Annotated in this window: 1 protein-coding gene; it reads right to left on the bottom strand. The window is 67.2% G+C overall.

What is annotated here, in order from left to right; translation table 11 throughout:
• Positions 1–205 (bottom strand): hypothetical protein (locus ACH65_RS20375; protein ID WP_237561567.1); only part of this gene is annotated, 205 nt, incomplete at its 3' end.
• Positions 206–229 lie beyond the last annotated feature (24 nt).

The raw sequence follows: 229 nt of genomic DNA, 5'->3' as shown, positions 1-229 counted from the left end.
ATGCGATCACCAACTCTCGCAGGATGGTGGCGCTGCGCTTGTCCGTCAGGGCGCTCAAGCGCAAGCAGGCGCGCGAACCGTGGTCGAGCAGGCCGAGCATCAGGTGTTGCTGGCCGCTGAGATCGGCTTTGCCGGTCAGGTCCATCGCCCACACGCGATGCGTGGACATGGGACGCGGCACGCGATGCTTGCCGTCGCGGCGCAAGCGGACGATCTCCGTCGTGGCCTG

The sequence above is a fragment of the Frateuria defendens genome, assembly GCF_001182895.1.
Taxonomy (GTDB): Bacteria; Pseudomonadota; Gammaproteobacteria; order Xanthomonadales; family Rhodanobacteraceae; genus Frateuria_B; species Frateuria_B defendens.
The sequence above is the reverse complement of the archived record's forward strand: the minus strand, read 5'-3'. Positions and strand labels throughout refer to the sequence as shown.